The sequence below is a fragment of the Brevibacterium yomogidense genome (assembly GCF_016107685.1).
GTDB lineage: Bacteria > Actinomycetota > Actinomycetes > Actinomycetales > Brevibacteriaceae > Brevibacterium > Brevibacterium yomogidense.
In genome coordinates this window covers 386,902-407,893 of the sequence record NZ_JABASY010000002.1, presented here as the reverse complement: position 1 = coordinate 407,893, position 20,992 = coordinate 386,902, and the positions used below count along the sequence as shown (strand labels likewise).

Genomic DNA, 20,992 nt, shown 5'->3' with positions numbered 1-20,992 from the left:
TGAGCATCAGCCGTCTCCGCCGGCCTCCTCGACAGAGGCGACGAGGGCGTCGGCCAGGGTTGCGGCCTCGGCGTCGGTGAGGGAATGGACCGTGATCCGCAGCCGGTGGGACACGGCCGCCTGGTCGGCGAAGCGGAATTCGTCTCCGGGCCGCACGAGCCAGCCTCGGCGGGCCAGGGAATCACGGACACCCCCGGCGGGCACGGCGACGGGGACCCACAGACTCAGCCCGTCCCCGGCCGCCACCTGCAGGCCTCGCTCGCTCAGCAGCCGCGCGAACTGCGCGTTCCGCCGGGCGTAGTGCGCACCGGCACGTGCGACGGTCGCGACCGCCGCGTCGTCGGTGAGGAGCGCGTGGGCCACCCGCTGCAGGAGGTGACTCACCCAGGTCGTGCCGGGGCTCAGCCGCATCGCGAGCCTGTCCGCGGTGTCCTCGTCGGAGGCGACCAGGGCGACGGCGATGTCCGGGCCGATGAACTTCGACAGCGACCGCACGAGCGCCCAGCGGCGGTGCCCCGGCCCGATGATCGGGTGGAAGGGCCGCTGGGACAGCAGCGAGTAGTAGTCGTCCTCGATGACGAGCACGTACGGGTGATCGGCGAGGACATCGCGCAGCTGGGCAGCGCGGGCGGCGCTCCTCGACGCGCCCGTGGGGTTCTGTGCGCGCGGGGTGCAGACGACCGCACGCACACCCTGGTCGAGCGCGGCACGCAGCCCCTCGACCGTCATGCCCTCGTCGTCGACGGCGACGGGGACCGCACGGTAGCCGCCCAGGCGGACGGTGTGGATGCTCGCGAGGAAGCAGGGGTCCTCGAGCGCGACCGCGTCGTCGCGGGACAGCGCTTGGGCCAGCAGCCGTTCGACCGCGTCGACCGCGCCGCTCGTGACGGTGAGCGCGAAGGCGTCGGGCGTGTCCGGGCTTATCCACGCCCGCGCCCACTGCTCGAGGTCCGCGTCGATGACCGGCTCTCCGTAGAGGACCGGCCGTCCCCCTGCCGCGTACAGCGCGTCCGACGGGTCCGGGATGAGTGCGGGGTCGGGGTTGCCGCTGGCGACGTCCCGCAGCGTCCCCTGCGGCGCATACCCTTCCTGCGCAACGGGAGCGTGCCCGGCGATGCGAGTACCGGCGCGGCCCTGCCCCTCGACGACCCCGGTCCGGCTCAGTTGGCCGTATGCGGAGACGACCGTGTTGCGGTTGACGCCGAGGTCGTCGGCCAGCGCCCGCACCGACGGCAGCCCGTCTCCGGGCCCCAGGTCGCCGCGGTCGACGAGGTCGCGGACGCTGTCCGCGATCTCCGCCGCAGTGCGTCCGCTGATGGCGATGCGCCCACTGGCGCCTGAGGCCACTCCGGGCGCCCCTGTCTGTGATTCCACTCTTCCGAGTCTAGGGGTACGCATGCTATGTTTTGGCCTAGGTCAAACAATGGCCTAGGCCAATCAGGTGGGCTGCCGGACGTGGCACCCGCCGGCAGTGGCCTCACGGACCTGCAGACGCCACGGCTGCAGACCCCACCAGCACACACAGAGGATTCGAGGACGACGATGACCACGACGACAGAGGCCACAGCACACGCCAGCAGCAGCACGGGCCGGGCCGGGCGGGATCTGGCGAAGAAGCTCACCGGAGGCGTCATCATGGACGTCGTGACCCCGGACCAGGCGAAGATCGCCCAGGACGCCGGCGCGGTCGCCGTCATGGCACTGGAGCGCGTCCCGGCGGACATCCGCGCGCAGGGCGGCGTGGCCCGCATGAGCGACCCGGATCTCATCGACGGGATCATCGCCGCGGTGTCGATCCCGGTGATGGCGAAGGCGCGGATCGGGCACTTCGTGGAAGCGCAGATCCTGCAGGAGCTGGGGGTCGACTTCATCGACGAATCGGAGGTCCTCTCCCCCGCCGATTACGTCCACCACATCAGCAAGCGGGACTTCACCGTGCCGTTCGTGTGCGGTGCGACGAACCTGGGTGAGGCACTGCGCCGCATCGCCGAGGGCGCGGCGATGATCCGGTCGAAGGGCGAGGCCGGTACCGGTGACGTGTCGGAGGCGACGAAGCACATCCGCACGATCACGGCGGAGATCGCGGCGCTGGGCTCACTGAAGAAGGACGAGCTGTACGTCGCGGCGAAGGAGCTGCAGGCACCGCACGACCTCGTCGCCGAGGTCGCAGACGCATGCCGTCTGCCCGTCCCCCTGCTCACCGCGGGCGGAGTGGCGACACCGGCCGATGCCGCGATGATGATGCAGCTGGGTGCGGACGGCGTGTTCGTGGGATCCGGGATCTTCAAGTCCGGGAACCCCGAACAGCGAGCCGAGGCGATCGTGCGGGCGACTGCGAACCATGCGGACGCGGCGGTCGTGGCGGAGGCATCGCGCGGGCTGGGTGAGGCGATGGTCGGTATCAACGTCGCAGACCTCCCGGCGCCGCACCGCCTGGCCGAACGCGGGTGGTGACTCGCGCGGGTTCAGCCCCCGTCGCGGAAGTACTGTAGGGCGCATGGCACAGGGGGACGCCCACACGGACGACCGGGATGAGGACCTCGTCGTCACTTCACTGCGCCGCGCGGGGTGCGTGTTCGCCGAGGACGAGGCGCGGATCCTCCGTGAAGCGGCGGTCAGCGCGGTCCACTTCGAGGAGCTCCTGGCGGCGCGCACGGCAGGCGCCCCGCTCGAGCACGTGGTAGGACACGTCGAGTTCGGCAGACTCCGGCTGCAGGTGGGCCCGGGAGTCTTCGTGCCGCGGCAGCGCACCCTGCTGCTGGCGGAGCTGACGGTCCACGCGGTGCAGGCGGCTCGGTCGTCGGACACTCCCACACCCGTGTTCGTCGAAGCATTCTCCGGCGTCGCCCCACTCGCGGCGTCGGTGCACGCAGCCGCGCCCCAGGCGGAGATCCATGTGACAGACATCGACGAACAGGCACTGGCGTTTGCGCGCGCGAACGCGGGTGCCGACGCCGGCGTCCATCGAGGGGACGTGCTGGCGGGGCTGCCGCACCGGTTGCGCGGCACAGTCGCGGTCATCGCGGCAGTCCCGCCGTACGTACCGGTCCCCCATGCGTCTCTGCTCCCACGGGAGGCACGCGACCACGAGCCGTCGGCGGCTCTGTTCGGGGGCGACGACGGACTCGCACACGCCCGCGCTCTCATCGAGCAATCGGTCGCGTGGCTGCGAGCGGGTGGTCGACTGCTCATGGAACTCCATGCGGGGCAGCTCGACGAAGCGCTGCGCACGATCGACCTCGAGGTGTTCTCCATTGCCCACCACCTCGCAGATGACGGGCAGACAGTCGTGCTCGACCTCACGGCGGCTGCCCGCACGTGTCCGATTCGTACAAGAGCCACCGATCGCTCCTGTGATGGGATGCCGTCATGAACAGCACGATCAGTAGCCGCTACCGGCGGCTCTCCCAACAGCTCTCAGCCGCTGTCGACGACCTCCCGACGGAGGCCTGGAACGCACCCACCCCTTGTGAGGGCTGGACAGTCCGGGACGTGCTTCAGCACATCGTCGACACACAGCGCGACTTCCTCGGTCGGCATGTCGACCTCGAACCTGCAACGGGTGAGGTGCGCAGGGACTGGGAGAACGTCCGCACCCTCGCGCAGTCGGTCCTCGCCGATGAGCGCGGCGCTACGTCCTTCGAGGGATTCTTCGGGCCGACGACAATCGCAGAGGTCGTCGACCGCTTCTACGGGATGGACCTCCTCGTCCACCGCTGGGACATCGCACGCGGTGCCGGAACGACCGCTCACCAGAGGCTCGACGACACCGATGCTGCGCACTACCTGGAGGCCGCACGCTCCCACGGCGACACCCTGCGGATGGACGGGATATGCGGACCCGAGGTCCCCGCCCCGGTCGATGCGACGACGGGTGAACGGCTCCTCGCCTTCCTGGGCCGCGATCCCAGGTCGTGATGAGCGGGCAGTAGGACTCGCTGCCCGTAGGATCGGCAGCATGTCCGCACGTCGCCAGAAGATTCCCGCCCCGATCATCGACGACCTGCATCCCATCGACCTCACCGAAACCGACCCTTCCGAGATTGCTGCGCGGGGCGACCACGAAGCCTGCCGCTACATCGACGCGGACCTCTCGGGTCGTGATCTCACCGGCGCTTCCTTCACCGAGTGCGACTTCACCGGCCTCGAAATCCACGACACAAAACTGCTGGGGTCCCGTTTCATCGAGACCCGCATCGCTCGCGCAACCGCGACGACACTCAACTCTGCGCGCACCACGTGGCGGGATGTCCACATCGAGGGCTCACGGTTCGGCGCGGTCGAGATGTACGACGCCCATCTCGAGTCGGTCCGTATCACCGACAGCAAGCTCTCGTTCGTGAACCTGCGGGCGTCGAAGCTGCTCGACGTCCGGTTCGATCACTGCGTCATCGATGAACTCGACCTTGGTGAGGCACTCGTCGAGCGGTTGGCGTTCAGTGACTGCACGGTTCGCGCGCTCCGTTTCGACCATGCGCAGCTGCGTCACGTCGACCTGCGCGGCCTGGACCTCGAGAGCATCAGTGGTGTCGAGTCGATGCGTGGCGCCGTCGTCTCCCCCGCCCAAGCCGTCGACCTCGCCCGCATCTTCGCCAACCACCTGGGCATCACTGTCGTCGACTAGCGTTCGGACACACGAAAAAGCCCTGAGCCGCGACACCAGCGGAAAACGATGTCGCGACTCAGGACAGGGGTGGAGCTAAGGGGATTCGAACCCCTGACCTCTTCGTTGCGAACGAAGCGCTCTACCAACTGAGCTATAGCCCCGCAGCCACTCGCACGAGACCGCTGCCATCCGAAGACGACCGCTCTATATTACTGCGCACGTCCGTGGGTCCACAAATCGACACTCTCCCGTCATACGGCAGCTCCCAGCGTCAGGCCGATGTAGCCGACCGCGGTCTCCTTCGACACCGTGTCCTGCAGGATGAGCGTCGTGAGCAGGTCGGCCGGGTCCTCGACGACCGTGAGCGGATCCTGCGGCAGCAGCCGATGACGGATGACCATCGCGGCGAGGACCACGCGGGAGTAATCGCCGTCGCGCGCACCGATCCGCAGTCCCTCCCATGCGAGGAACACCGCCGAGCACAGGCAGTACAGCGCGGTGGCGATCTGCCGTGTCTGCGCCTCGTTCTGCCTGTCCCCCAGGGTCTCCAGGGCGTGCATGAGCTCTGCGGAGATCCGGTCCAGCTCGTTCGCCAGAGGTGCGAAGGCAGCGTCGGGGACAGCGGCCTCGGGGGCGGTACGGCCGGCGAGCTCAGCGGTCAGCTCACCCAGGTAGCCCATGAGCGGCTTGAGCGCCGACGACCGGTGGGCGGCACGCACGACGTCCAGAGCGACGATGTTCGAGGTGCCCTCCCAGATGGACCCCAGCTGAGCATCGCGGAACATGCGGGCGTCGCCGTACTCCTCGATGTAGCCCACGCCCCCGCGGACCTCCATCGCGTCGGCGGTGACCTTGCGGGCCTCCCGCGTCGTGCGGAACTTGATGATCGGGGTGAGGATGCGCAGGACGGCAGCGGCTTCGTCGTCGCCGGCATCGGCCCGCTCGAAGACGCGGGCGGTGTGCAGCGACATGCTGAGCCCCTGTTCGGTGGGCAGCAGCAGCTTCGCGAGCTGGCGGCGCTGCAGCGGCAGGTCGAGCAGGCGGGTGCCGAACGCCTCGCGCTCCAGGCAGACGAAGCGGGATTCGCCGAAAGCTCGGCGCATCATGCCGGCGGAACGGACGGCGTTCGACAGGCGGGAGGAATTCACCATGTCCGCCATCTGCTTGAAGCCCTGCCCCAGGTCGCCCACCAGGTAGGCGGTCGCGCCGTCCAGGCTCACTTCGCCGGACGGCATGGACCGGGTCCCCAGCTTGTCCTTGAGCCTCACGATCCGGTACGCGTTCGGGGTGCCGTCCGGCAGTGTGCGGGGCAGCAGGAAGAGACCGATCCCCTTGATGCCCGCGGGCGCACCCTCCGGGCGGGCGAGGATCATCGTGACGTCCGCGTCGGCGTTGGAGCAGAACCACTTCTCCCCCGTGAGCGCCCACGTGCCGTCACCGTTGTCCTCGGCATGTGTCGTCGCACGGCCCACGTCGGATCCCGCGTCCTGCTCCGTCATGAACATCGCGCCCTGCGTGAGCGTGTCCATCGAGGTCGAGATCATCGACGGCAGGTAGCGGTCGATGAGCTCCTGGTCCCCGAACTTCCGCAGGGTGCGGGTGAGCGCGTCCGTCATGGAGACGGGGCATTCGAGCCCGAACTCGGCCTGCGCGAAGAGGTAGAAGAACGTGTACTTCACGAGCGGCGGCATCGGCCGATCCCAACCCAGCACGGGCGTGTGGCTCATCGCGTGCATGCCCAGTTCTTCGAACGCGACCTTCTGCAGCGACCGGTAGGCCGGGTGCACCTCGATCCACTGGCGGTCGCGCCCGGAGCGCGTGCGGTGATGGAGGACTGGCGGGTTGGTATCCGCCTGGTGCGCCCAGTCGTCCATCTCGCCACCCAGTCGCGGCCCGAGGTCGTCGAGTGTCGGCTGGAGGTGTGCGAGCAGGTCTGCCTCGAGGTAGAGCGGCAGCAGCGCCCGGAGACTGCGGTCGTCGGCGAACCGGTCGATGCCGAAGCTGTCCGGGACCGGCCACGAAGGGGTGCGGGCGGACGCGGCCTGACCGGCGGAGGTGTCACTCACCTGGGCGACGGGTGTGGCGGTCATGCGGTTCTCCTTCGGGCAGGGGCCTCGTCGAGGGGCGTCGTCGAGCGGGTGCATCGCTGCGTGCGCGGATGGTCCTGCGTTCAGAGTACGAACCCAGCCGATAACCGTCCAACAGCTACACCTGAAGGTGCGATAATCCTGGGTTATGACTGACATCGATCTGCGGCGCCTCCGCTATTTCACGGTGCTGGCGGAGACCCTGCACTTCGGCCGGGCCGCACAGCTGCTCCACATCTCGCAGCCCGGCCTCAGCGCGGAGATCCGCCGGCTCGAGAAGCAGCTGGGTGTCACTCTCTTCAGCAGGACTCCCCGCACCACCCTCACGCATGAGGGGGAAGCACTGCTGGCCGAAGCCGAGGCGGTCCTCGCCGGCGCGGACAGGTTCGCCGCCGCATCCGCCGCCCTGTCGACCGGTCAGGCCGGAGTCGTGACGATCGGGGCAACCGCCTCCGTGCTGGAGCACGGTCTCCTCGAAGCCGTCGCGCGTCTGGCAGGAGAAGCACGGGAACTCCGGATCCTCGTCGAGGAGATGTCCAGCGCCGAGGCGGTGGCGGCACTCCGGTCGGGTGGCGTGGACCTTGCGTGTGGGAACGCGGCGGCGGACGGGCCGGATGTCACCTCGACCCGGCTCACAGCCGCGCCGTTCGCGCTGGTGGTGCCGACCGGCGCCTCGGCGGCACTGCGAGATGGTGCCCCGGACACCCTCGCCCACTGCGCGGGTGTTCCTTTCGCAGTGTTCCGCAGGTCGGCGTCCCCGCGGTTCCACGACACGGTGCGCGCACTGTGCACCGAAGCCGGCTTCGACCCGCAGTTCACCTACCTGTCACGGACCTGGCGCTCCGCGCTGGACGCGGTGGCGGCGGGACTCTGCGTGTCCGTGGCGCCCCTGCCCATCGCGGAAGCCCGAGCGGAGTCCGACCCACGGGTGAGGATCGCCCACGTCGTCGATTCGCCCCTGACTGCGGAGTCGTGGATCAGTCGCCGTGCGGACACGTCGTCCCAGCTGTTCGACCGTGTCGAGCAGGCGGTCATCGACGTGTTCCGCTGACGACTGCACCAGTAGCCGGGCCCGGACTGAAGGGCACACGCAGTCCGACGAAGACACCCAGCCCTACTGGAACACTCCGACCAGCTCGTTGACGCCGAGCACCACGAACAGCAGGGTGATGACGCCGAGCACGGTGTTGAGCAGCCAGCCGTTCCGCCATTCCTGCGGCATGCGTCCGCTGTTCAGGAGGAACAGCAGTGTGATCGCGAGGAACGGCATGAAGAACGACCCCAGGACGCCGTACGCGATGATGATGGCGACGGGCTTGCCGATGAGCAGCAGAAGCATGGGCGGGAAGGTCAGCCAGAGGACGTAGAACTTGTAGTACTTGCCCCCGGATCGACGGTCCGGGTGGTCTTCCGGCTTGTTCCGCACCCGTCCCCAGAAATCCGCGAACATGATCGACACGCCGTTCCACACGCCTAGAACGGAGGAGAAGGACGCGGCCCAGAAGCCGACGAGGAAGAGCTTCCCGACGAACGGACCGTACTCGGCGTCGAGCACGCCCGACAGTTCGACGAGTCCTTCGTCACCCGACTGGATCGCGATGTTCGCGGAGTGAAGCAGTTCCGCGCCGATGATGAGCATCGAGATGACGAAGACGCCGGAGATGAGGTAGGCGAAGGAGTTGTCGATCCGCATGACGCGCATCCACTTGGGGCTGTACCAGCCCTTCTCCTTCAACCAGTACCCGTACGCAGCCAGCGTGATCGTGCCGCCCACACCGCCGATGATGCTGAGTGTGTAGACCAGGCCGCCTTCAGGAATGAGAGGGACGAGCCCTTTCACGGCGTCGAGGAAGTTGGGTGCGGCGAACACAGCGGATCCCACGACGGTGATGAACATGAGTCCGACGAACGCCGCGACGATCTTCTCCAGCGCGTGGTATTTCCCCCACCACACGAGGACCAAGCCCACCAGCCCGGAGAAGATCGCATATGCGATGAACGGTATCTGCGGGAACACCGCGTAGATGGGCAACGCTGAGGCCGACATTGCTGTGGCTCCGTAGACGAAGCCCCAGATGAGGATGTAGGGACCGAAATAGACCGACGTCCATCTCCCCAGTCGCCGCCAGCCCTCGAAGATCGAGTGTCCTGTCGCGAGCGACCAACGGCCGGCACCTTCGACGAGGAACACCTTGATGACGGCACCGACGATCGCCGCCCACAGCAGCGCGTAGCCGTACATGGATCCAGCCACGAGGGTCGCGACGAGGTCTCCGGCACCGATGCCGGTCGCCGCGACGACCAGCCCGGGGCCCAGGATCTTCCATTTCGGCTTCCCACCGGCTGGGGCCGCGGAGGCACCGGTCCCAGGGGTCACGTGTTCCGATGTGGAGTCGTCGCCCGGGCGTTCGTCGTTCATAGGACGATTCTACAGAAAGGTGACTTGCGGCACAGGCTGCGTTGTCAGCGATCAGTCGCAGGTCCCATCGATCGAGCATGAGCCCCCCTGCGCCCCGGCGAACAGATCGTCGAGCGACAGCAGATCCGACTCCTCACGGGACTCGGCTTCCTCCCCAGCCTCCGACTCTCGACGGGCTTCGTCCGCTTCACGGGATTCGGACTCCACACTGGCCTCCGCAGCGTCGCCGTTCTTGCCGGCGGCCGCTGCTCCGGACCGGCCCGCCTCCACGTCCGTGTCCGGCCCCTTCTTCTCCGGTGACGCCTTCTCCCACTTCTTCGTCTCCCCCATCACGCCTCCTTCGCGTCGGCGAGCTGCCGCAGCGCCCTGCGGTACGTGTCGACGTCCATCGCACCCGGCGCGGCCATGCGGTTGTCGAAGACCATGAACGGCACGCCCTGCACGCCCAGCTCACGGGCGCGGATGATGTCGGCCTCCACCGCCGCCTCGGCCTCGGCAGACACCCCCGTCATCGCGGCGCGCACCACCTGCTCGGCGGCGCCGGCTTCGATCGCGGCACGCACGACGGCCTCCGTGTCGTAGGGGTCGAAGGTGCCGGCGAAGTAGCCATTCTGGATGCAGGTGAATAGATCCGCGGCGACGCGCGCACCCAGCGTCGACGCGACCGTCTGCACCACGCGGTGCAGGCCGCGCGTGTTCCCCACGGGGCGTTCGGGCACGTACGGCATGTCGACCTCCGCGGCCATGTCGCCGATCCGCGCTTCCATCGCCATCACCTGATCACGGGACATCCCCTTGGCCTGCACCAGGTGGTCGATGTTCGTGGGCGCCCCACCCAGCAGCGAGGCTCCATCACCGTGGACACCGTGGACACCATGCACCGGAGGCGAGGTGGGGTCGAGTTCGAACGCATGGACGACCAGGTCCACGTCGACCCCTTCGTCCCGGATGGCGCGGTCCAGGCGTGCCTGGCCCACGTAGCAGAAGGGGCACACGAGGTCCGTCCACACGTCGATCCGCACCGTCCTGGTCGCACCCTCAGCGGTTGTCGCTTCACTCGCTGTCATCGCGCTCCCTCTTTCATGTCATGTGTCGTCCTACACACCTCAACACGGGACGGCACGGAAGGATTCCTTACGCTCTCCGCCTTTTCTGCGCAGTCTGCGCATCTTCGCCTTCCGTTCCTGAGGGTTCTGCGCGTATACTCTCAGAAATTCGTGTGCCGACCACGTGTCATCTGCGGCACCGCCACCCTCCACCTAGGAGTCCTCTCATGGACGTGCAGCTGCTCTTCGCGCTGGTCCTCGGCATCACGACCATCGTCGTCCTCGTGCTCGCCACCCGGCTGGACGCGTTCGTCGCCCTCCTCATCGCCGGCGTCATCACCGGGGTGGTGGCGGGATCCGGCTTCGTCGAGACGATCGACTGGATCACCGAGGGCTTCGGCAGCACGCTCGCGAGCGTCGGCATCGTCATCGGCCTGGGCGTCTTCATCGGCAAGATCCTCGAGGTCTCCGGCGCCGCAGACGCGCTCGCCCGCGCATTCCTCCGCATGTTCGGCAAGGGCCGTGAGCCGTGGGCGATGGCGTCCGTGGGCTCGCTCGTGTCGATCCCCGTCTTCTGCGATTCCGGCTACGTCATCATGAACCCGCTCGCCCGGTCGATCGCGCGCGTGAAGAAGGGTGCCTACATCACGCTGGCACTGGCGCTGGGCTGCGGCATGACGCTCACCCACCACATGGTGCCGCCCACCCCCGGGCCGCTGGCCGTCACCGGCATCCTCGGGGCAGACATGGGTGCCGTGATCCTCACCGGCCTCATCTTCACCGTCATCCTCCTGCCGGTCGTCGTCGTGTACGCGAAGTGGATGGGCCCCCGTCTGGAGGCGCGCCTCAACCCCGTCATCGCGGAAGAGGTCTACGGGCCGCGGCATGATGTCGCGCTCGCCACCCGCGGCGGCTCGTCCGACGCCGCAGAAGTCGCGCACGTCGTCACCTACCGCTCCGAGGACTTCCTGGGCGCCACTCCCGCGGGCCGCAAGCCGCACCGCACGAACGCGATCCTGGGCGCTCTGCCGCTGGTCATCCCGCTGCTGCTCATCGTCTGCAACACCGTGGCCGCTGCAGTGGACCAGGGCAACCAGGGCATCATCGGCGATCAGGATGCGGCGTACGAGCCGTCCGCGTGGGCACAGCCGCTGGTATTCCTCGGCAACCCCGTCGTCGCGCTGACGATCGGCGTCGTCCTGGCCGTCTACGTGCTGCTCCCCCGCTGGACGGCGCGCACCAAGGTGCACGCCTGGCTCGCCGAGGCCGCCGGATCCGCCGGCCTCATCCTCCTCATCACCGGCGCCGGCGGCGGACTCGGTATGGTCCTGCGCGAATCGGGTGTGGGCGATGCCCTCGCCTCAGCCGTCGCCGCCACTCCCCTGCCCGCGTTCTTCGTCCCCTTCATCATCGCGACCGTCGTGCGGATCGCGCAGGGGTCCGGCACCGTCGCCATGATCACCGCCGCATCCGTGTCCGCCTCCGTCATCACGGAGTCCGGACTGGACCCCCTGGTCGCGGTCATGGCGTGCACCGCCGGGTCGATGGTGTTCAGCTACTTCAACGACTCGTACTTCTGGGTCGTCACCCGCTTCACGGGCCTGGACGGGCTCGAGGCGCTCAAGGGCTGGTCCGGCATCACGACTGCCGTGTGGGCCGGGTCGATCCCGCTGCTCGTCGTCCTCAACTTCATCGTCGGCTGAGGCGGGCCCCATGGCATCCGTCCTCATCGTCGGCGACGACCTCACCGGGTCGAACGGTGCGGCCACTGGCATGGCTCGGCGCGGCCTGCGCACCGTCACCCTGCGCGTGGGCGAGCACCACGAGGAGATCACCGCCCAGCGGGACGCCTACGACGCCGTCGTCGTCACGACCGACTCCCGTCACCTCCCCGCCGCCGAGGCCGCCCGGCTCACCGCTGCCGCCGTCCGCGCGGGGTGGCCGGCGTCGTTCGTGTCGTCGCGCTGCGATTCGACCCTGCGCGGCAACGTCGGGGCGCAGGCGCAGGCCGTCATCGACACGATCCGCACGCTCACCGACCGTGAGGTCATCGGTCTGTGCATGCCCGCGTTCCCGTCCGCGGACCGGCAGACCGTGGGCGGTCTCCAGCTCATGGGAGGCGCACGGCTCGAACTGACGGAGCTCGCCCACGACGTGCGCACCCCGATGACGACGTCCTCCGTCGCTGCCGCGCTCACCCGCGAGTCGACCCTCACGTGCGCGGAGATCGGGCTGGAGACCATCACTGCGGGCGGCAGCGATCTCGAGGGGCGGATCGAGAGTCTGCTGGCAGACTCCCCCGACATCCTCATCGGCGACGCCTTCACGGAGGGGCACCTCGACGCACTCGCGCGCGCGGCCCTCGCCGTCCGCCCGGACGCCATGTGGGTCGGCATCGATCCGGGGCCCGGCAGCTGGGCGATCGCGGAACGGATGGGGCTGACCGGTTCGGCTGCCACGCCGCCGCTGCTGGCGGTGTCCGGGTCCGCCACAGAGCTCACGCGCACCCAGCTCACGACGCTCTCCTCGTCGCGGGGCGTCTCCGTCGTGCGGCCCGTGTTCCTCTCCGGCACCCGCCGCATCGACGTGGAGGCCACCGCCGCGGACGTCCTCACGCACCTCCGCGCGGCCTCCTCCGGGGGTGCTGCCGGCCCGGCAGGCCCCGCGATCGTCCTGCTCGCGACCGTCCTCGACGCAACGGACATCATCGACCTCACGGAGGCCGAGGCCGACGACATCCCCGCCGCACTGGGTCGGATCACGAAAGCCGTGCTGGACGACGCAGACGCGGACGGCGCTGCGGCCCGGCCGGTCGGCGGCCTCTACACGACCGGCGGTGACGTGACCGCGGAGGTCCTCCACGGCCTCGGCGGCGTCGGCATCGAGATCCGCGACGAGGTCGTCCCCCTCGCCACCGCCGGCACCGTCGTGGGCGGGCCGCACGCGGGTCTGCCCATCGTCACGAAGGGCGGACTGGTGGGCGGCGCGGACACCGCGTGCGTCTGCCTCGACGCGCTCGCAGACCTCGCCTCCACCACCCCGACCACGCCCCGCTCCACCTCTGGGAAGGAACCCTCATGACCGCACCCGTCCTCGCCCTCACCCCCGGCGACCCCGTGGGCATCGGCCCGGAGATCACCGCGGCCGTCCTCCACGAGTACGCCGGTGACGAATCGGTCCACGGCATCGCGGTCGCGGACGTGTCCGTCATGCGTCGCGCGGTCGAGGTGCTTGGCCTCGACGCCGAGGTGCGGGCCGTCTCCTCGTGGGACGTCCCGTCCGCCGGCGCCGGCGTCATCGACGTCTACGACATCGACATGCTGGGTGAGACTCAGCTGGAGTGGGGCGTCGTCGACGCCCGCGCCGGCCGTGCCGCCGTCCGCGCGATCGAGGTCGCCACCACCGCAGCGATGGACCGGGAGATCGCGGGCATCGTCACTGGCCCCATCAACAAGGAGGCCATCTGGCAGGCGGGCTCCGAGCATCTGGGGCACACGGAGATGCTGGGCGCACTCACGGGCGTGACGAAGCAGGACACGATGTTCGTCGTCGAGCGCTCCCACGTGCCCGGCCACCACATGCACGTGTTCTTCGCGACCCGCCACATGTCACTGCGGAAGGCGCTCGACGCGATCACGATCGACACGCAGGTCGACTCCATCCGCCGCGCCCACCGCGCGCTCGAGGTCTACGGGATCGAGAACCCGCGCCTCGCGACCGCGGCGATCAACCCGCACGGCGGGGAGAACGGCGCGTTCGGCGATGAGGAGATCGAGATCCTCAGGCCCGCTCTGGAACGGGTGAACGCCGACGGGCTGTCCGTCGCGGGACCCATCCCGGCGGATTCCGTGTTCCACCAGGGGCTCTCCGGTCGCTACGACGGGATCCTGTCCCAGTACCACGACCAGGGGCACATCGCGGCGAAGACGTTCGACTTCGACGGGACGATCTCCGTGACCGTCGGCCTGCCGATCCTGCGCACCAGCGTGGACCACGGCACGGCGTTCGACATCGCCGGACAGGGCAAGGCGGATCCGGGCACCATGCGGTCGGCGTTCCGCGCGGCGATCGACTACGCGCCGTTCGTCGACGGTATCCGCGCGGAGTACCTGCCCCGCTGATGGACGGGCAGACCGCCTCTCGGCCGCACCGGGCCACACGCACGCGACGCGACGCCCTGGTGTCCCTCGTCCACGCGGGGACGGTCCGCGTGGAGGATCTCGCCCACCGCCTGTCGGTCTCCGCGTCGACCGTCCGCCGGGATCTCGCAGCACTCGAGGCCGACGGGTTGGTGTCGCGGACGTACGGCGGGGCGATCACGGCGGCACCCTTCCGCGATCGAGCCCTGAACGAGCGGCTGGCCCTCAACCCGCAGGGCAAGGCCGGGATCGGGCGGGCGGCGGTCGACCTCGTGCACGACGGCGCCACCGTTTTCGTGGACGCCGGGACGACGACGATCGCGTTCGTCGACGCACTGCGGCAGCGGTCGGTGCGCGACGTGACGGTGGTGACCCGCGGACTCGAGAACGCGGTGCTGCTCGCAGGCGGCGACGGCATCGAGGTGCACGTCGTGGGTGGACGGCTCACCCCGGCGTCCCACGGGACGACGGGCCCGCTGGCGATCGAGGCGCTCGGCAGGTTCGCTTTCGACCTCGCGATCCTGGGATGCGATGCCGTGTCCGCGACACGGGGCGTGGGTGAGCCGACTCTCGACGAGGCGTACGTCAAGGAGTTCGCGGCGACCCGCAGCGATCGCACCGCGGTGCTGGCGGACCGGTCGAAGTTCGGGGTGGCGGGCATCAGCGCGTGGGCAAGTCTGCCTGCTGGTTGGACGCTGGTGACGGACGCGCACGATGAGGACATGCTCGCGGATTTCGATGCCGCGGGTGTGGACGTCGTTGTCGCCGCGGTGGGATGACGGGTCTCGCGGGGACCGTCGAGGGGTTGAGCTCACCCTCGGGGGAGGCCGTAGGGTCGACCACATGACTTATGTGATTGCCCAGCCCTGCGTCGACCTGAAGGACAGGTCCTGCGTCGACGAGTGCCCGGTCGACTGCATCTACGAGGGCGAGCGGATGCTCTACATCCACCCGGACGAGTGCATCGACTGCGGTGCGTGCGAACCGGTGTGCCCCGTCGAGGCGATCTACTACGAGGACGACGTCCCCGAGGAGTGGGCGGAGTACTACACCGCGAACGTCGAATTCTTCGACACCATCGGTTCGCCCGGCGGTGCGGCCGGCACCGGGGTCTACTCGTTCGACCACCCGATCGTCGCCGCCCTGCCACCACAGGAGACGGGGACGTGAGTCGTCGACTACCGATAGGTAAGAACTCACTCATCGACGTCTCATCAGGTCTTCACACAGCGTCAGTAGGCTGAGAAGCATGACGACAACACATGGTCTTCGCCCCGTCCGCTCTCTCTCCATCGCAGCCGTCGCAGCGGCCGCCCTGACGCTGTCCGCCTGCGGCTCCGGCTCCGATGCGCCGGCAGAGACCGACGGGATCGAGCAGACGCAGTCCGCCACCGACGACACTGTCCCCACCGAGGAGTCGACCGAGGGCGCCGAGTCCTCGGCCGCTGCCACCATGCATCGGGGCGGGTCACTCGAGGACGCCCGCACGGCGATCGACACGGCGGAGGCGGAGAACGGCGGAACCGCCCATGAGATCGACTTCGACGACGACGATCACTGGGAGATCGACGTCATCGGCAGCGACCGCGAATGGGAGTACCACGTGAGCGCCGACGGCACGACGATCGAGAAGACCGAAGAGGACGATCTCGATGACGACGACCGCCGCGAGCTCGAGGAGGCAGAGGTCTCCCTCGTCGAGGCGCTCGAGATCGCCCTCGATCACACTGCGGGCACGATCGATGACGCGGAACTCGATGAGGACGACGGGGTACTGCACTGGGAGGTCGAGATCTACGTGGACGGCTCCGACAGGACCCGTGACCTCTACGTCGACGCGAAGTCCGGTGACGTGACCGAAGACGACTGACACATCGGCGCGGGGAGGCAGCGCTCACCCTCCCTCGTGACGAATCATGACGGCCCATGACGCCCTTCCGCGTCATGGGCCGTCTGTGTGACGTTCGGCGTCGGCCCACCGCCTGCTCGACGGTTTCATGGTGGGCATGACTTCCGCCGTTCCCACCTCCACGACCCTGCCCCTCAACGTCCCCCGCCGCCCTGAAGAGGACTTCCAGACCGAGGCCGGTCGCATCGCGTTCTGGGAGCGGCAGGCGGCTCGCCTGGACTGGGACCGGCGGTGGCACACGACGCACACACTCGACCGGCCCCGGCAGACCGGCACGAGGGAGGACGGATCCCCCGAGTACACGGTCCCCCGCATCGAGTGGTTCGCTGGCGGCCGCCTCAACGCGGCCCACAACTGCGTCGACCGGCACGTCGACGCGGGCTTCGGCGAGCGACCGGCGCTCCTGTTCGAGGGCGAGCCGGGCGACCGACGCACGCTCACGTACGCGGATCTTCAGGACGAGGTGTCCCGCGCGGCGAACGCCCTCCTCGAGCTGGGCGTCGAACCCGGCGACCGGGTCGTCGTCTACCTGCCGGTCATCCCGGAGACGGTCGTCATCACGCTCGCCTGCGCACGGATCGGCGCGGTCCACTCCCTGGTGTTCGGTGGCTTCAGCGCTGACGCGCTGCGGTTCCGGGTCGAGGACACGGGCGCGAAGGTGCTCGTCACCTCCGACGGCCAGTTCCGACGGGGGAAGTCCGTTCCCGTCAAGGACGCCGCGGATGAAGCGGTGAGCGGCGACAACGCGATCGACCACGTCCTGGTCGTCCGCCGCACGGGTGACGACATCGCGTGGACCGAAGACCGCGACGTGTGGTGGCACGACGCACTGGCAGCGGCCTCGCCCCACCACGAGCCGCAGTCGTTCGACGCGGAGCACCCCCTCTTCCTCATCTACACCTCCGGCACCACCGGCCGCCCCAAGGGGCTCGTCCACACGACTGGTGGCTACCTCACGCAGACGGCGTACACGCACGCGCTGCTGTTCGACCTGGTCGAGCACGAGCTGGATGCGGTGAACGACCCGCAGAAGGTCGCGGACACCGTCCACTGGTGCACGGCGGACCTCGCGTGGGTGACGGCCCACACGTACGAGATCTACGGCCCCCTGCTCAACGGCGTCACCCAGGTGATCTACGAGGGCACCCCGCAGGAGCCCCACCCTGGACGACACTTCGAGATCATCGAGCGCTACGGCGTCACCACGTACTACACGGCGCCCACCCTCGTCCGCTCCCACATGGGCGCGTTCGGGTCGAACCCCGCGCCGGGTGAGCGTCCCGCCGACCGCTGGGACCTGTCCTCGATCCGTCTGGTCGGCACGGTGGGCGAATCCGTGAATCCGGAGGCCTGGACGTGGCTGCGCCGCGAGGTGGGTGCGGGCACCGCCCCCGTCATCGACACGTGGTGGCAGTCGGAGACCGGGTCCTGCGTCATGTCTCCCCGCCCCCAGGACCCCTGCTGGGAGTCCCCCACCGCCGAGGTGCCGGCCACCTCTGACCCAGCCGACACCTCTGACTCAGCCGGGACCTCGGGCGTGGGCTTCCCCTCCCCCAAGCCCGGCTGCGCGACCCGGGCACTGCCCGGCCTCACCACTCGCGTCGTCGACGCAGACGGCGCCGAAACCGCCACGGGCGAGCAGGGTCTGCTCGTCGTCGACGGCATCGGGCCATCGGCCGCCCGCACCGTGTGGCACGAACCCCAGCGGTTCCTCGACTCCTACTGGGCGCACTTCGGGGAGCGCGGCTGGTTCTTCTCCGGCGACGGTGCCCGCATCGACGACGACGGTGACATCACCGTGCTGGGGCGGGTCGACGACGTCATCAACGTGTCCGGTCACCGGCTGTCGACCATCGAGATCGAATCCGCGCTCGTGTCCCACCCGTGGGTCGTCGAGGCAGGTGCAGCACCCATCGTCGACCCCCTCTCCGGGCACGCCGTGCTGTCGTTCGTCGTCCTCGCACACGACGCCGCGGACGTCTCCGCAGACAGGCTGCGGGACACGCTGCGCGACCACGTGAGCCGCCGGATCGGCCCCATCGCGAAACCCGCCCACGTCATCGCCGTGCCCGAGGTCCCCAAGACCCGGTCCGGCAAGATCATGAGACGCCTGCTCACCCAGCTGTTCGAGCACACTACGCTCGGAGACACGACGTCGCTCACCAACGCGCACGCCGTGGACGACATCGCCCGGATCGTCGGCCACCCGGCTGCCGTGGACGCGCCGCAGACCACCTTCTGAACCAGTCGCCTGACCCAATCGCCTGTCCCAGAGAGCGAGGACCCCCTTTGTCCGATCACCAGTTCGGCTTCCGCACGCGTGCGCTGCACGCCGGCGGGGTGCCCGACGCGGTCCACGGATCGCGCGCCGTGCCGATCCACCAGACCACGTCGTTCGTGTTCAAGGACGCGGACGACGCCGCGAACCTCTTCGCACTGCAGAAGTACGGGAACATCTACTCGCGGATCGGCAACCCGACCGTCTCGGCGTTCGAAGAGCGCGTCGCCAGCCTGGAGGGCGGCATCGGGGCGGTCGCCACCGCGTCGGGCATGTCCGCGGAGTTCCTCGTGTTCGCGGCGCTCGCCCAGTCCGGCGACCACATCGTCGCCTCCTCGCAGCTGTACGGCGGCACCATCACCCAGCTCGACGTGACCCTGCGCCGCTTCGGCATCGACACGACCTTCGTCGACGGCACGGACCCGGCAGATTTCCAGGCGGCGCTCCGGCCGGAGACGAAGGCGGTCTACACGGAGCTCATCGCGAACCCGTCGTCGGAGATCGCAGACCTCGCCGGTCTGGCGGACGTGGCCCACGGGGCGGGCATACCCCTCGTCGTCGACGCGACGCTCAACACCCCCTACCTGTGCCGGCCGATCGAGCACGGCGCGGACATCGTCATCCACTCCGCGACGAAGTTCCTGGGCGGGCACGGCACGACACTGGGCGGCGTCATCGTGGAGTCCGGGACGTTCGACTGGGGCAACGGGAACTTCCCCCTCATGACGGAGCCCGTGCCCACCTACAACGGGCTGTCCTGGTGGGACAACTTCGGCGAGTTCGGGTTCCTCACCCGCCTGCGCTCGGAGCAGCTGCGCGACATCGGCCCCGCCCTGTCCCCGCAGTCCGCGTGGCAGCTGCTGCAGGGCGTCGAGACGCTCGCCCAGCGGATGGACAACCACGTCGAGAACGCCCAGCGCGTCGCGGAATGGCTGGAGGCGGACCCCCGCATCAGCTACGTCCAGTACTCCGGGCTGCCGTCCCACCCACACCACGAACGGGCGAAGAGGTACCTCACCTCTGCGGGGTCGGTGTTCTCGTTCGGTGTCGCAGGAAGCGGCGACAAGGACGGCCGTGAGGTCGGTGCCGCCTTCATCGAGAAGCTGCAGCTCGCCTCGCACCTGGCGAACATCGGCGACGCGCGCACCCTGGTGCTGCACCCCGCGTCGACGACCCACCAGCAGCTCACCGAGGCACAGCTGGAGGCGGGCGGCGTGAAGCCCGACCTCATCCGGATCTCCGTGGGGCTCGAAGACCTCGACGACATCCTGTGGGACCTCGATCAGGCGCTGGCCGCCGCCGCGGAAGGAGTGGAGTGACCATGGCTGAGAAGAACACACAAGCCCCTGCCGCCGGACGGCGCACCTGGGAGGGCCCGTCTGCGGGCCAACGCCTGCAGATGCTGAGCGACGCGCGGTCGATCGCGATCGTCGGGGCGTCTGCGAAGCCCGCGCGCGCATCGAACTTCGTCGGCACGTACCTCCTGTCGTCCTCCTCCCTCCGCGTGTACTTCATCAACCCGCGAGAGAAGGAGATCCTGGGCCACCCGGTGTACGCCTCACTCGAGGATCTGCCGGAGGTGCCCGACATCGTCGACGTGTTCCGCCGCAACGAGGACCTTCCCGATGTGGCCCGCGAGGCCGTGGCGATCGGGGCGAAGACCCTCTGGATCCAGCTGGGGCTGTGGAACGAGGACGCCGCGAAGATCGCCGAGGACGCCGGGCTGAACGTCGTCATGGACCGCTGCATCAAGATCGAGCACGCCCGCTTCCACGGCGGGCTGAATCTGGCCGGGTTCAACACCGGCGTGATCTCGTCGAAGAGGCAGAAGCTGGACTGACGCTCCACCTGCCCACGTTGACTGCTCGGTCGGCCGCTACTGCTCCGCAGGGGCCGGCACGAGCAGCCACCGCAGCCCCGGCAGCAGCAGTGCGGCGACCAGGGGGTACGCGAAGTCCTCGAGGGGTGCCAGCCCTACCCTCATGCCGATGAGCGTGTGCTCCGCGTACTCGAACAGACCGGCATGGATCATGAGGCTGTCGAACACCGCAGTGAGCGTGCACAGGACGACGGCGGTGAAGACGACTTCGCAGCATGCACGTCCCACGGGAATCCTGCGGAGGGCGACGGCCGCGATCAGGACCACGAGTGCGGTGGCGACGAACGGCACGTTCAGCGTGAGATAGCTCATGCGCTGCGCCTCCTCGCCCGCCACGCAGCGAACCCCGTGGCGAGGACCATGGTCTGGTAGCAGAGGAAGAGCAGGAAGAGGATCTCCTCGAGAGGCAGGTGCGGAGCGATCATCACACCGGTCATGAGCGGCGAGTCGATGTGCAGGAAGATGCCCTGTCCGATCGCGGCGAGGTCCCACGTGAGGAAGAATCCAGTCCCCAGCAGCAGGACGAGGAGTGCGGGGAGCGGCCGGTGGAAGACGAACAGCCGGAAGCGCGCGTCCAGTGCGACCATGCACAGCAGCAGCCCGATCAGCACACTGAGATAGATCATCCC

General features: G+C 68.9%; 21 protein-coding genes and 1 tRNA gene. 14 read left to right on the top strand and 8 right to left on the bottom strand.

Annotated elements, in window-relative coordinates; all coding sequences use genetic code 11:
- Positions 1-6: 6 nt before the first annotated feature.
- On the bottom strand, positions 7-1,374 hold the full coding sequence (locus JFC09_RS06190) for an aminotransferase class I/II-fold pyridoxal phosphate-dependent enzyme (protein ID WP_332839672.1): 1,368 nt from the start codon (positions 1,372-1,374) through the stop codon (positions 7-9).
- A gap of 168 nt (positions 1,375-1,542) precedes the next feature.
- Between JFC09_RS06190 and pdxS the strand changes: the two genes are divergently transcribed.
- The 4 genes from pdxS to JFC09_RS06170 are packed head-to-tail and all read left to right on the top strand — an operon-like array spanning position 1,543 to position 4,624.
- Positions 1,543-2,454 carry a pyridoxal 5'-phosphate synthase lyase subunit PdxS gene (pdxS, locus tag JFC09_RS06185; RefSeq protein WP_198393121.1) on the top strand — a complete coding sequence of 304 codons (912 nt, stop codon included), beginning with the start codon at positions 1,543-1,545 and terminating at the stop codon, positions 2,452-2,454.
- Between the two features lie 43 nt (positions 2,455-2,497).
- Positions 2,498-3,373, top strand: a complete 876-nt coding sequence (locus tag JFC09_RS06180; protein WP_198393120.1) for a N5-glutamine methyltransferase family protein — start codon at positions 2,498-2,500, stop codon at positions 3,371-3,373.
- A complete protein-coding gene (locus JFC09_RS06175; RefSeq protein WP_198393119.1) occupies positions 3,370-3,918 on the top strand; it encodes a TIGR03086 family metal-binding protein in 549 nt (182 codons plus the stop codon). Before JFC09_RS06180 ends, JFC09_RS06175 begins: the two co-directional genes overlap by 4 nt.
- 40 nt (positions 3,919-3,958) lie before the next feature.
- Positions 3,959-4,624 carry a pentapeptide repeat-containing protein gene (locus JFC09_RS06170; RefSeq protein WP_198393118.1) on the top strand — a complete coding sequence of 222 codons (666 nt, stop codon included), beginning with the start codon at positions 3,959-3,961 and terminating at the stop codon, positions 4,622-4,624.
- A gap of 70 nt (positions 4,625-4,694) precedes the next feature.
- Here JFC09_RS06170 and JFC09_RS06165 read toward each other — a convergent pair.
- Positions 4,695-4,767 (bottom strand) — tRNA-Ala (locus JFC09_RS06165).
- A 90-nt stretch (positions 4,768-4,857) separates the two neighbouring features.
- The gene (locus JFC09_RS06160; protein ID WP_198393117.1) at positions 4,858-6,696 is read right to left on the bottom strand and encodes an acyl-CoA dehydrogenase family protein; all 1,839 of its coding nucleotides are present in this window, start codon (positions 6,694-6,696) and stop codon (positions 4,858-4,860) included.
- 145 nt (positions 6,697-6,841) lie between these two features.
- On the opposite strand from JFC09_RS06160, the gene JFC09_RS06155 reads away from it, so the two are divergent.
- Positions 6,842-7,744, top strand: coding sequence for a LysR family transcriptional regulator (locus tag JFC09_RS06155; protein WP_198393116.1), 903 nt, complete (start codon positions 6,842-6,844; stop codon positions 7,742-7,744).
- A 63-nt stretch (positions 7,745-7,807) separates the two neighbouring features.
- Here the strand turns inward: JFC09_RS06155 and JFC09_RS06150 are convergent, their stop codons facing one another.
- The 3 genes from JFC09_RS06150 to JFC09_RS06140 are packed head-to-tail and all read right to left on the bottom strand — an operon-like array spanning position 7,808 to position 10,179.
- Positions 7,808-9,112 carry an Nramp family divalent metal transporter gene (locus JFC09_RS06150; protein WP_198393115.1) on the bottom strand — a complete coding sequence of 435 codons (1,305 nt, stop codon included), beginning with the start codon at positions 9,110-9,112 and terminating at the stop codon, positions 7,808-7,810.
- Between the two features lie 51 nt (positions 9,113-9,163).
- Positions 9,164-9,442: a hypothetical protein gene (locus JFC09_RS06145; protein WP_198393114.1), complete on the bottom strand. Its 279-nt coding sequence runs from the start codon at positions 9,440-9,442 to the stop codon at positions 9,164-9,166.
- The gene (locus JFC09_RS06140; RefSeq protein ID WP_198393113.1) at positions 9,442-10,179 is read right to left on the bottom strand and encodes a DsbA family oxidoreductase; all 738 of its coding nucleotides are present in this window, start codon (positions 10,177-10,179) and stop codon (positions 9,442-9,444) included. The genes JFC09_RS06145 and JFC09_RS06140 overlap by 1 nt, the downstream gene beginning before the upstream one ends.
- Before the next feature lie 206 nt (positions 10,180-10,385).
- Between JFC09_RS06140 and JFC09_RS06135 the strand changes: the two genes are divergently transcribed.
- The 9 genes from JFC09_RS06135 (at position 10,386) to JFC09_RS06095 (ending at position 20,324) form a co-directional block, all read left to right on the top strand.
- Entirely contained in the window at positions 10,386-11,861 is a 1,476-nt protein-coding gene (locus tag JFC09_RS06135; RefSeq protein ID WP_198393112.1) for a GntP family permease, read from the top strand.
- 10 nt (positions 11,862-11,871) lie between these two features.
- The gene (locus JFC09_RS06130; RefSeq protein WP_198393111.1) at positions 11,872-13,239 is read left to right on the top strand and encodes a four-carbon acid sugar kinase family protein; all 1,368 of its coding nucleotides are present in this window, start codon (positions 11,872-11,874) and stop codon (positions 13,237-13,239) included.
- Positions 13,236-14,279, top strand: a complete 1,044-nt coding sequence (pdxA, locus tag JFC09_RS06125) for a 4-hydroxythreonine-4-phosphate dehydrogenase PdxA (protein ID WP_198393110.1) — start codon at positions 13,236-13,238, stop codon at positions 14,277-14,279. Before JFC09_RS06130 ends, pdxA begins: the two co-directional genes overlap by 4 nt.
- Entirely contained in the window at positions 14,279-15,076 is a 798-nt protein-coding gene (locus JFC09_RS06120; RefSeq protein WP_198393109.1) for a DeoR/GlpR family DNA-binding transcription regulator, read from the top strand. The genes pdxA and JFC09_RS06120 overlap by 1 nt, the downstream gene beginning before the upstream one ends.
- Before the next feature lie 64 nt (positions 15,077-15,140).
- The gene (gene fdxA / locus JFC09_RS06115; protein WP_198393108.1) at positions 15,141-15,467 is read left to right on the top strand and encodes a ferredoxin; all 327 of its coding nucleotides are present in this window, start codon (positions 15,141-15,143) and stop codon (positions 15,465-15,467) included.
- 79 nt (positions 15,468-15,546) lie between these two features.
- Entirely contained in the window at positions 15,547-16,167 is a 621-nt protein-coding gene (locus JFC09_RS06110) for a PepSY domain-containing protein (protein ID WP_198393107.1), read from the top strand.
- A 136-nt stretch (positions 16,168-16,303) separates the two neighbouring features.
- Positions 16,304-18,448, top strand: a complete 2,145-nt coding sequence (locus JFC09_RS06105; RefSeq protein WP_198393106.1) for an AMP-binding protein — start codon at positions 16,304-16,306, stop codon at positions 18,446-18,448.
- A gap of 47 nt (positions 18,449-18,495) precedes the next feature.
- Entirely contained in the window at positions 18,496-19,803 is a 1,308-nt protein-coding gene (locus JFC09_RS06100; RefSeq protein ID WP_198393105.1) for an O-acetylhomoserine aminocarboxypropyltransferase/cysteine synthase family protein, read from the top strand.
- Between the two features lie 2 nt (positions 19,804-19,805).
- Positions 19,806-20,324 carry a CoA-binding protein gene (locus JFC09_RS06095; protein ID WP_198393104.1) on the top strand — a complete coding sequence of 173 codons (519 nt, stop codon included), beginning with the start codon at positions 19,806-19,808 and terminating at the stop codon, positions 20,322-20,324.
- A gap of 36 nt (positions 20,325-20,360) precedes the next feature.
- Here the strand turns inward: JFC09_RS06095 and JFC09_RS06090 are convergent, their stop codons facing one another.
- Positions 20,361-20,675, bottom strand: a complete 315-nt coding sequence (locus JFC09_RS06090) for a lycopene cyclase domain-containing protein (RefSeq protein WP_198393103.1) — start codon at positions 20,673-20,675, stop codon at positions 20,361-20,363.
- Positions 20,672-20,989, bottom strand: a complete 318-nt coding sequence (locus tag JFC09_RS06085; RefSeq protein WP_198393102.1) for a lycopene cyclase domain-containing protein — start codon at positions 20,987-20,989, stop codon at positions 20,672-20,674. Before JFC09_RS06085 ends, JFC09_RS06090 begins: the two co-directional genes overlap by 4 nt.
- Positions 20,990-20,992: the final 3 nt, after the last annotated feature.

Excerpts from the sequence above, each read along its gene's own strand:
- JFC09_RS06140 (WP_198393113.1), bottom strand. The coding sequence starts at position 10,179 with ATGACAGCGAGTGAAGCGACAACCGCTGAGGGTGCGACCAGGACGGTG.
- JFC09_RS06180 (WP_198393120.1), top strand. The coding sequence starts at position 2,498 with ATGGCACAGGGGGACGCCCACACGGACGACCGGGATGAGGACCTCGTC.
- JFC09_RS06120 (WP_198393109.1), top strand. The coding sequence starts at position 14,279 with ATGGACGGGCAGACCGCCTCTCGGCCGCACCGGGCCACACGCACGCGA.
- JFC09_RS06110 (WP_198393107.1), top strand. The coding sequence starts at position 15,547 with ATGACGACAACACATGGTCTTCGCCCCGTCCGCTCTCTCTCCATCGCA.
- JFC09_RS06175 (WP_198393119.1), top strand. The coding sequence starts at position 3,370 with ATGAACAGCACGATCAGTAGCCGCTACCGGCGGCTCTCCCAACAGCTC.
- pdxA (WP_198393110.1), top strand. The coding sequence starts at position 13,236 with ATGACCGCACCCGTCCTCGCCCTCACCCCCGGCGACCCCGTGGGCATC.
- JFC09_RS06145 (WP_198393114.1), bottom strand. The coding sequence starts at position 9,442 with ATGGGGGAGACGAAGAAGTGGGAGAAGGCGTCACCGGAGAAGAAGGGG.
- JFC09_RS06085 (WP_198393102.1), bottom strand. The coding sequence starts at position 20,989 with ATGATCTATCTCAGTGTGCTGATCGGGCTGCTGCTGTGCATGGTCGCA.
- JFC09_RS06130 (WP_198393111.1), top strand. The coding sequence starts at position 11,872 with ATGGCATCCGTCCTCATCGTCGGCGACGACCTCACCGGGTCGAACGGT.
- JFC09_RS06155 (WP_198393116.1), top strand. The coding sequence starts at position 6,842 with ATGACTGACATCGATCTGCGGCGCCTCCGCTATTTCACGGTGCTGGCG.
- JFC09_RS06095 (WP_198393104.1), top strand. The coding sequence starts at position 19,806 with ATGGCTGAGAAGAACACACAAGCCCCTGCCGCCGGACGGCGCACCTGG.
- JFC09_RS06170 (WP_198393118.1), top strand. The coding sequence starts at position 3,959 with ATGTCCGCACGTCGCCAGAAGATTCCCGCCCCGATCATCGACGACCTG.
- JFC09_RS06090 (WP_198393103.1), bottom strand. The coding sequence starts at position 20,675 with ATGAGCTATCTCACGCTGAACGTGCCGTTCGTCGCCACCGCACTCGTG.
- JFC09_RS06150 (WP_198393115.1), bottom strand. The coding sequence starts at position 9,112 with ATGAACGACGAACGCCCGGGCGACGACTCCACATCGGAACACGTGACC.
- pdxS (WP_198393121.1), top strand. The coding sequence starts at position 1,543 with ATGACCACGACGACAGAGGCCACAGCACACGCCAGCAGCAGCACGGGC.
- JFC09_RS06160 (WP_198393117.1), bottom strand. The coding sequence starts at position 6,696 with ATGACCGCCACACCCGTCGCCCAGGTGAGTGACACCTCCGCCGGTCAG.
- fdxA (WP_198393108.1), top strand. The coding sequence starts at position 15,141 with ATGACTTATGTGATTGCCCAGCCCTGCGTCGACCTGAAGGACAGGTCC.
- JFC09_RS06135 (WP_198393112.1), top strand. The coding sequence starts at position 10,386 with ATGGACGTGCAGCTGCTCTTCGCGCTGGTCCTCGGCATCACGACCATC.
- JFC09_RS06105 (WP_198393106.1), top strand. The coding sequence starts at position 16,304 with ATGACTTCCGCCGTTCCCACCTCCACGACCCTGCCCCTCAACGTCCCC.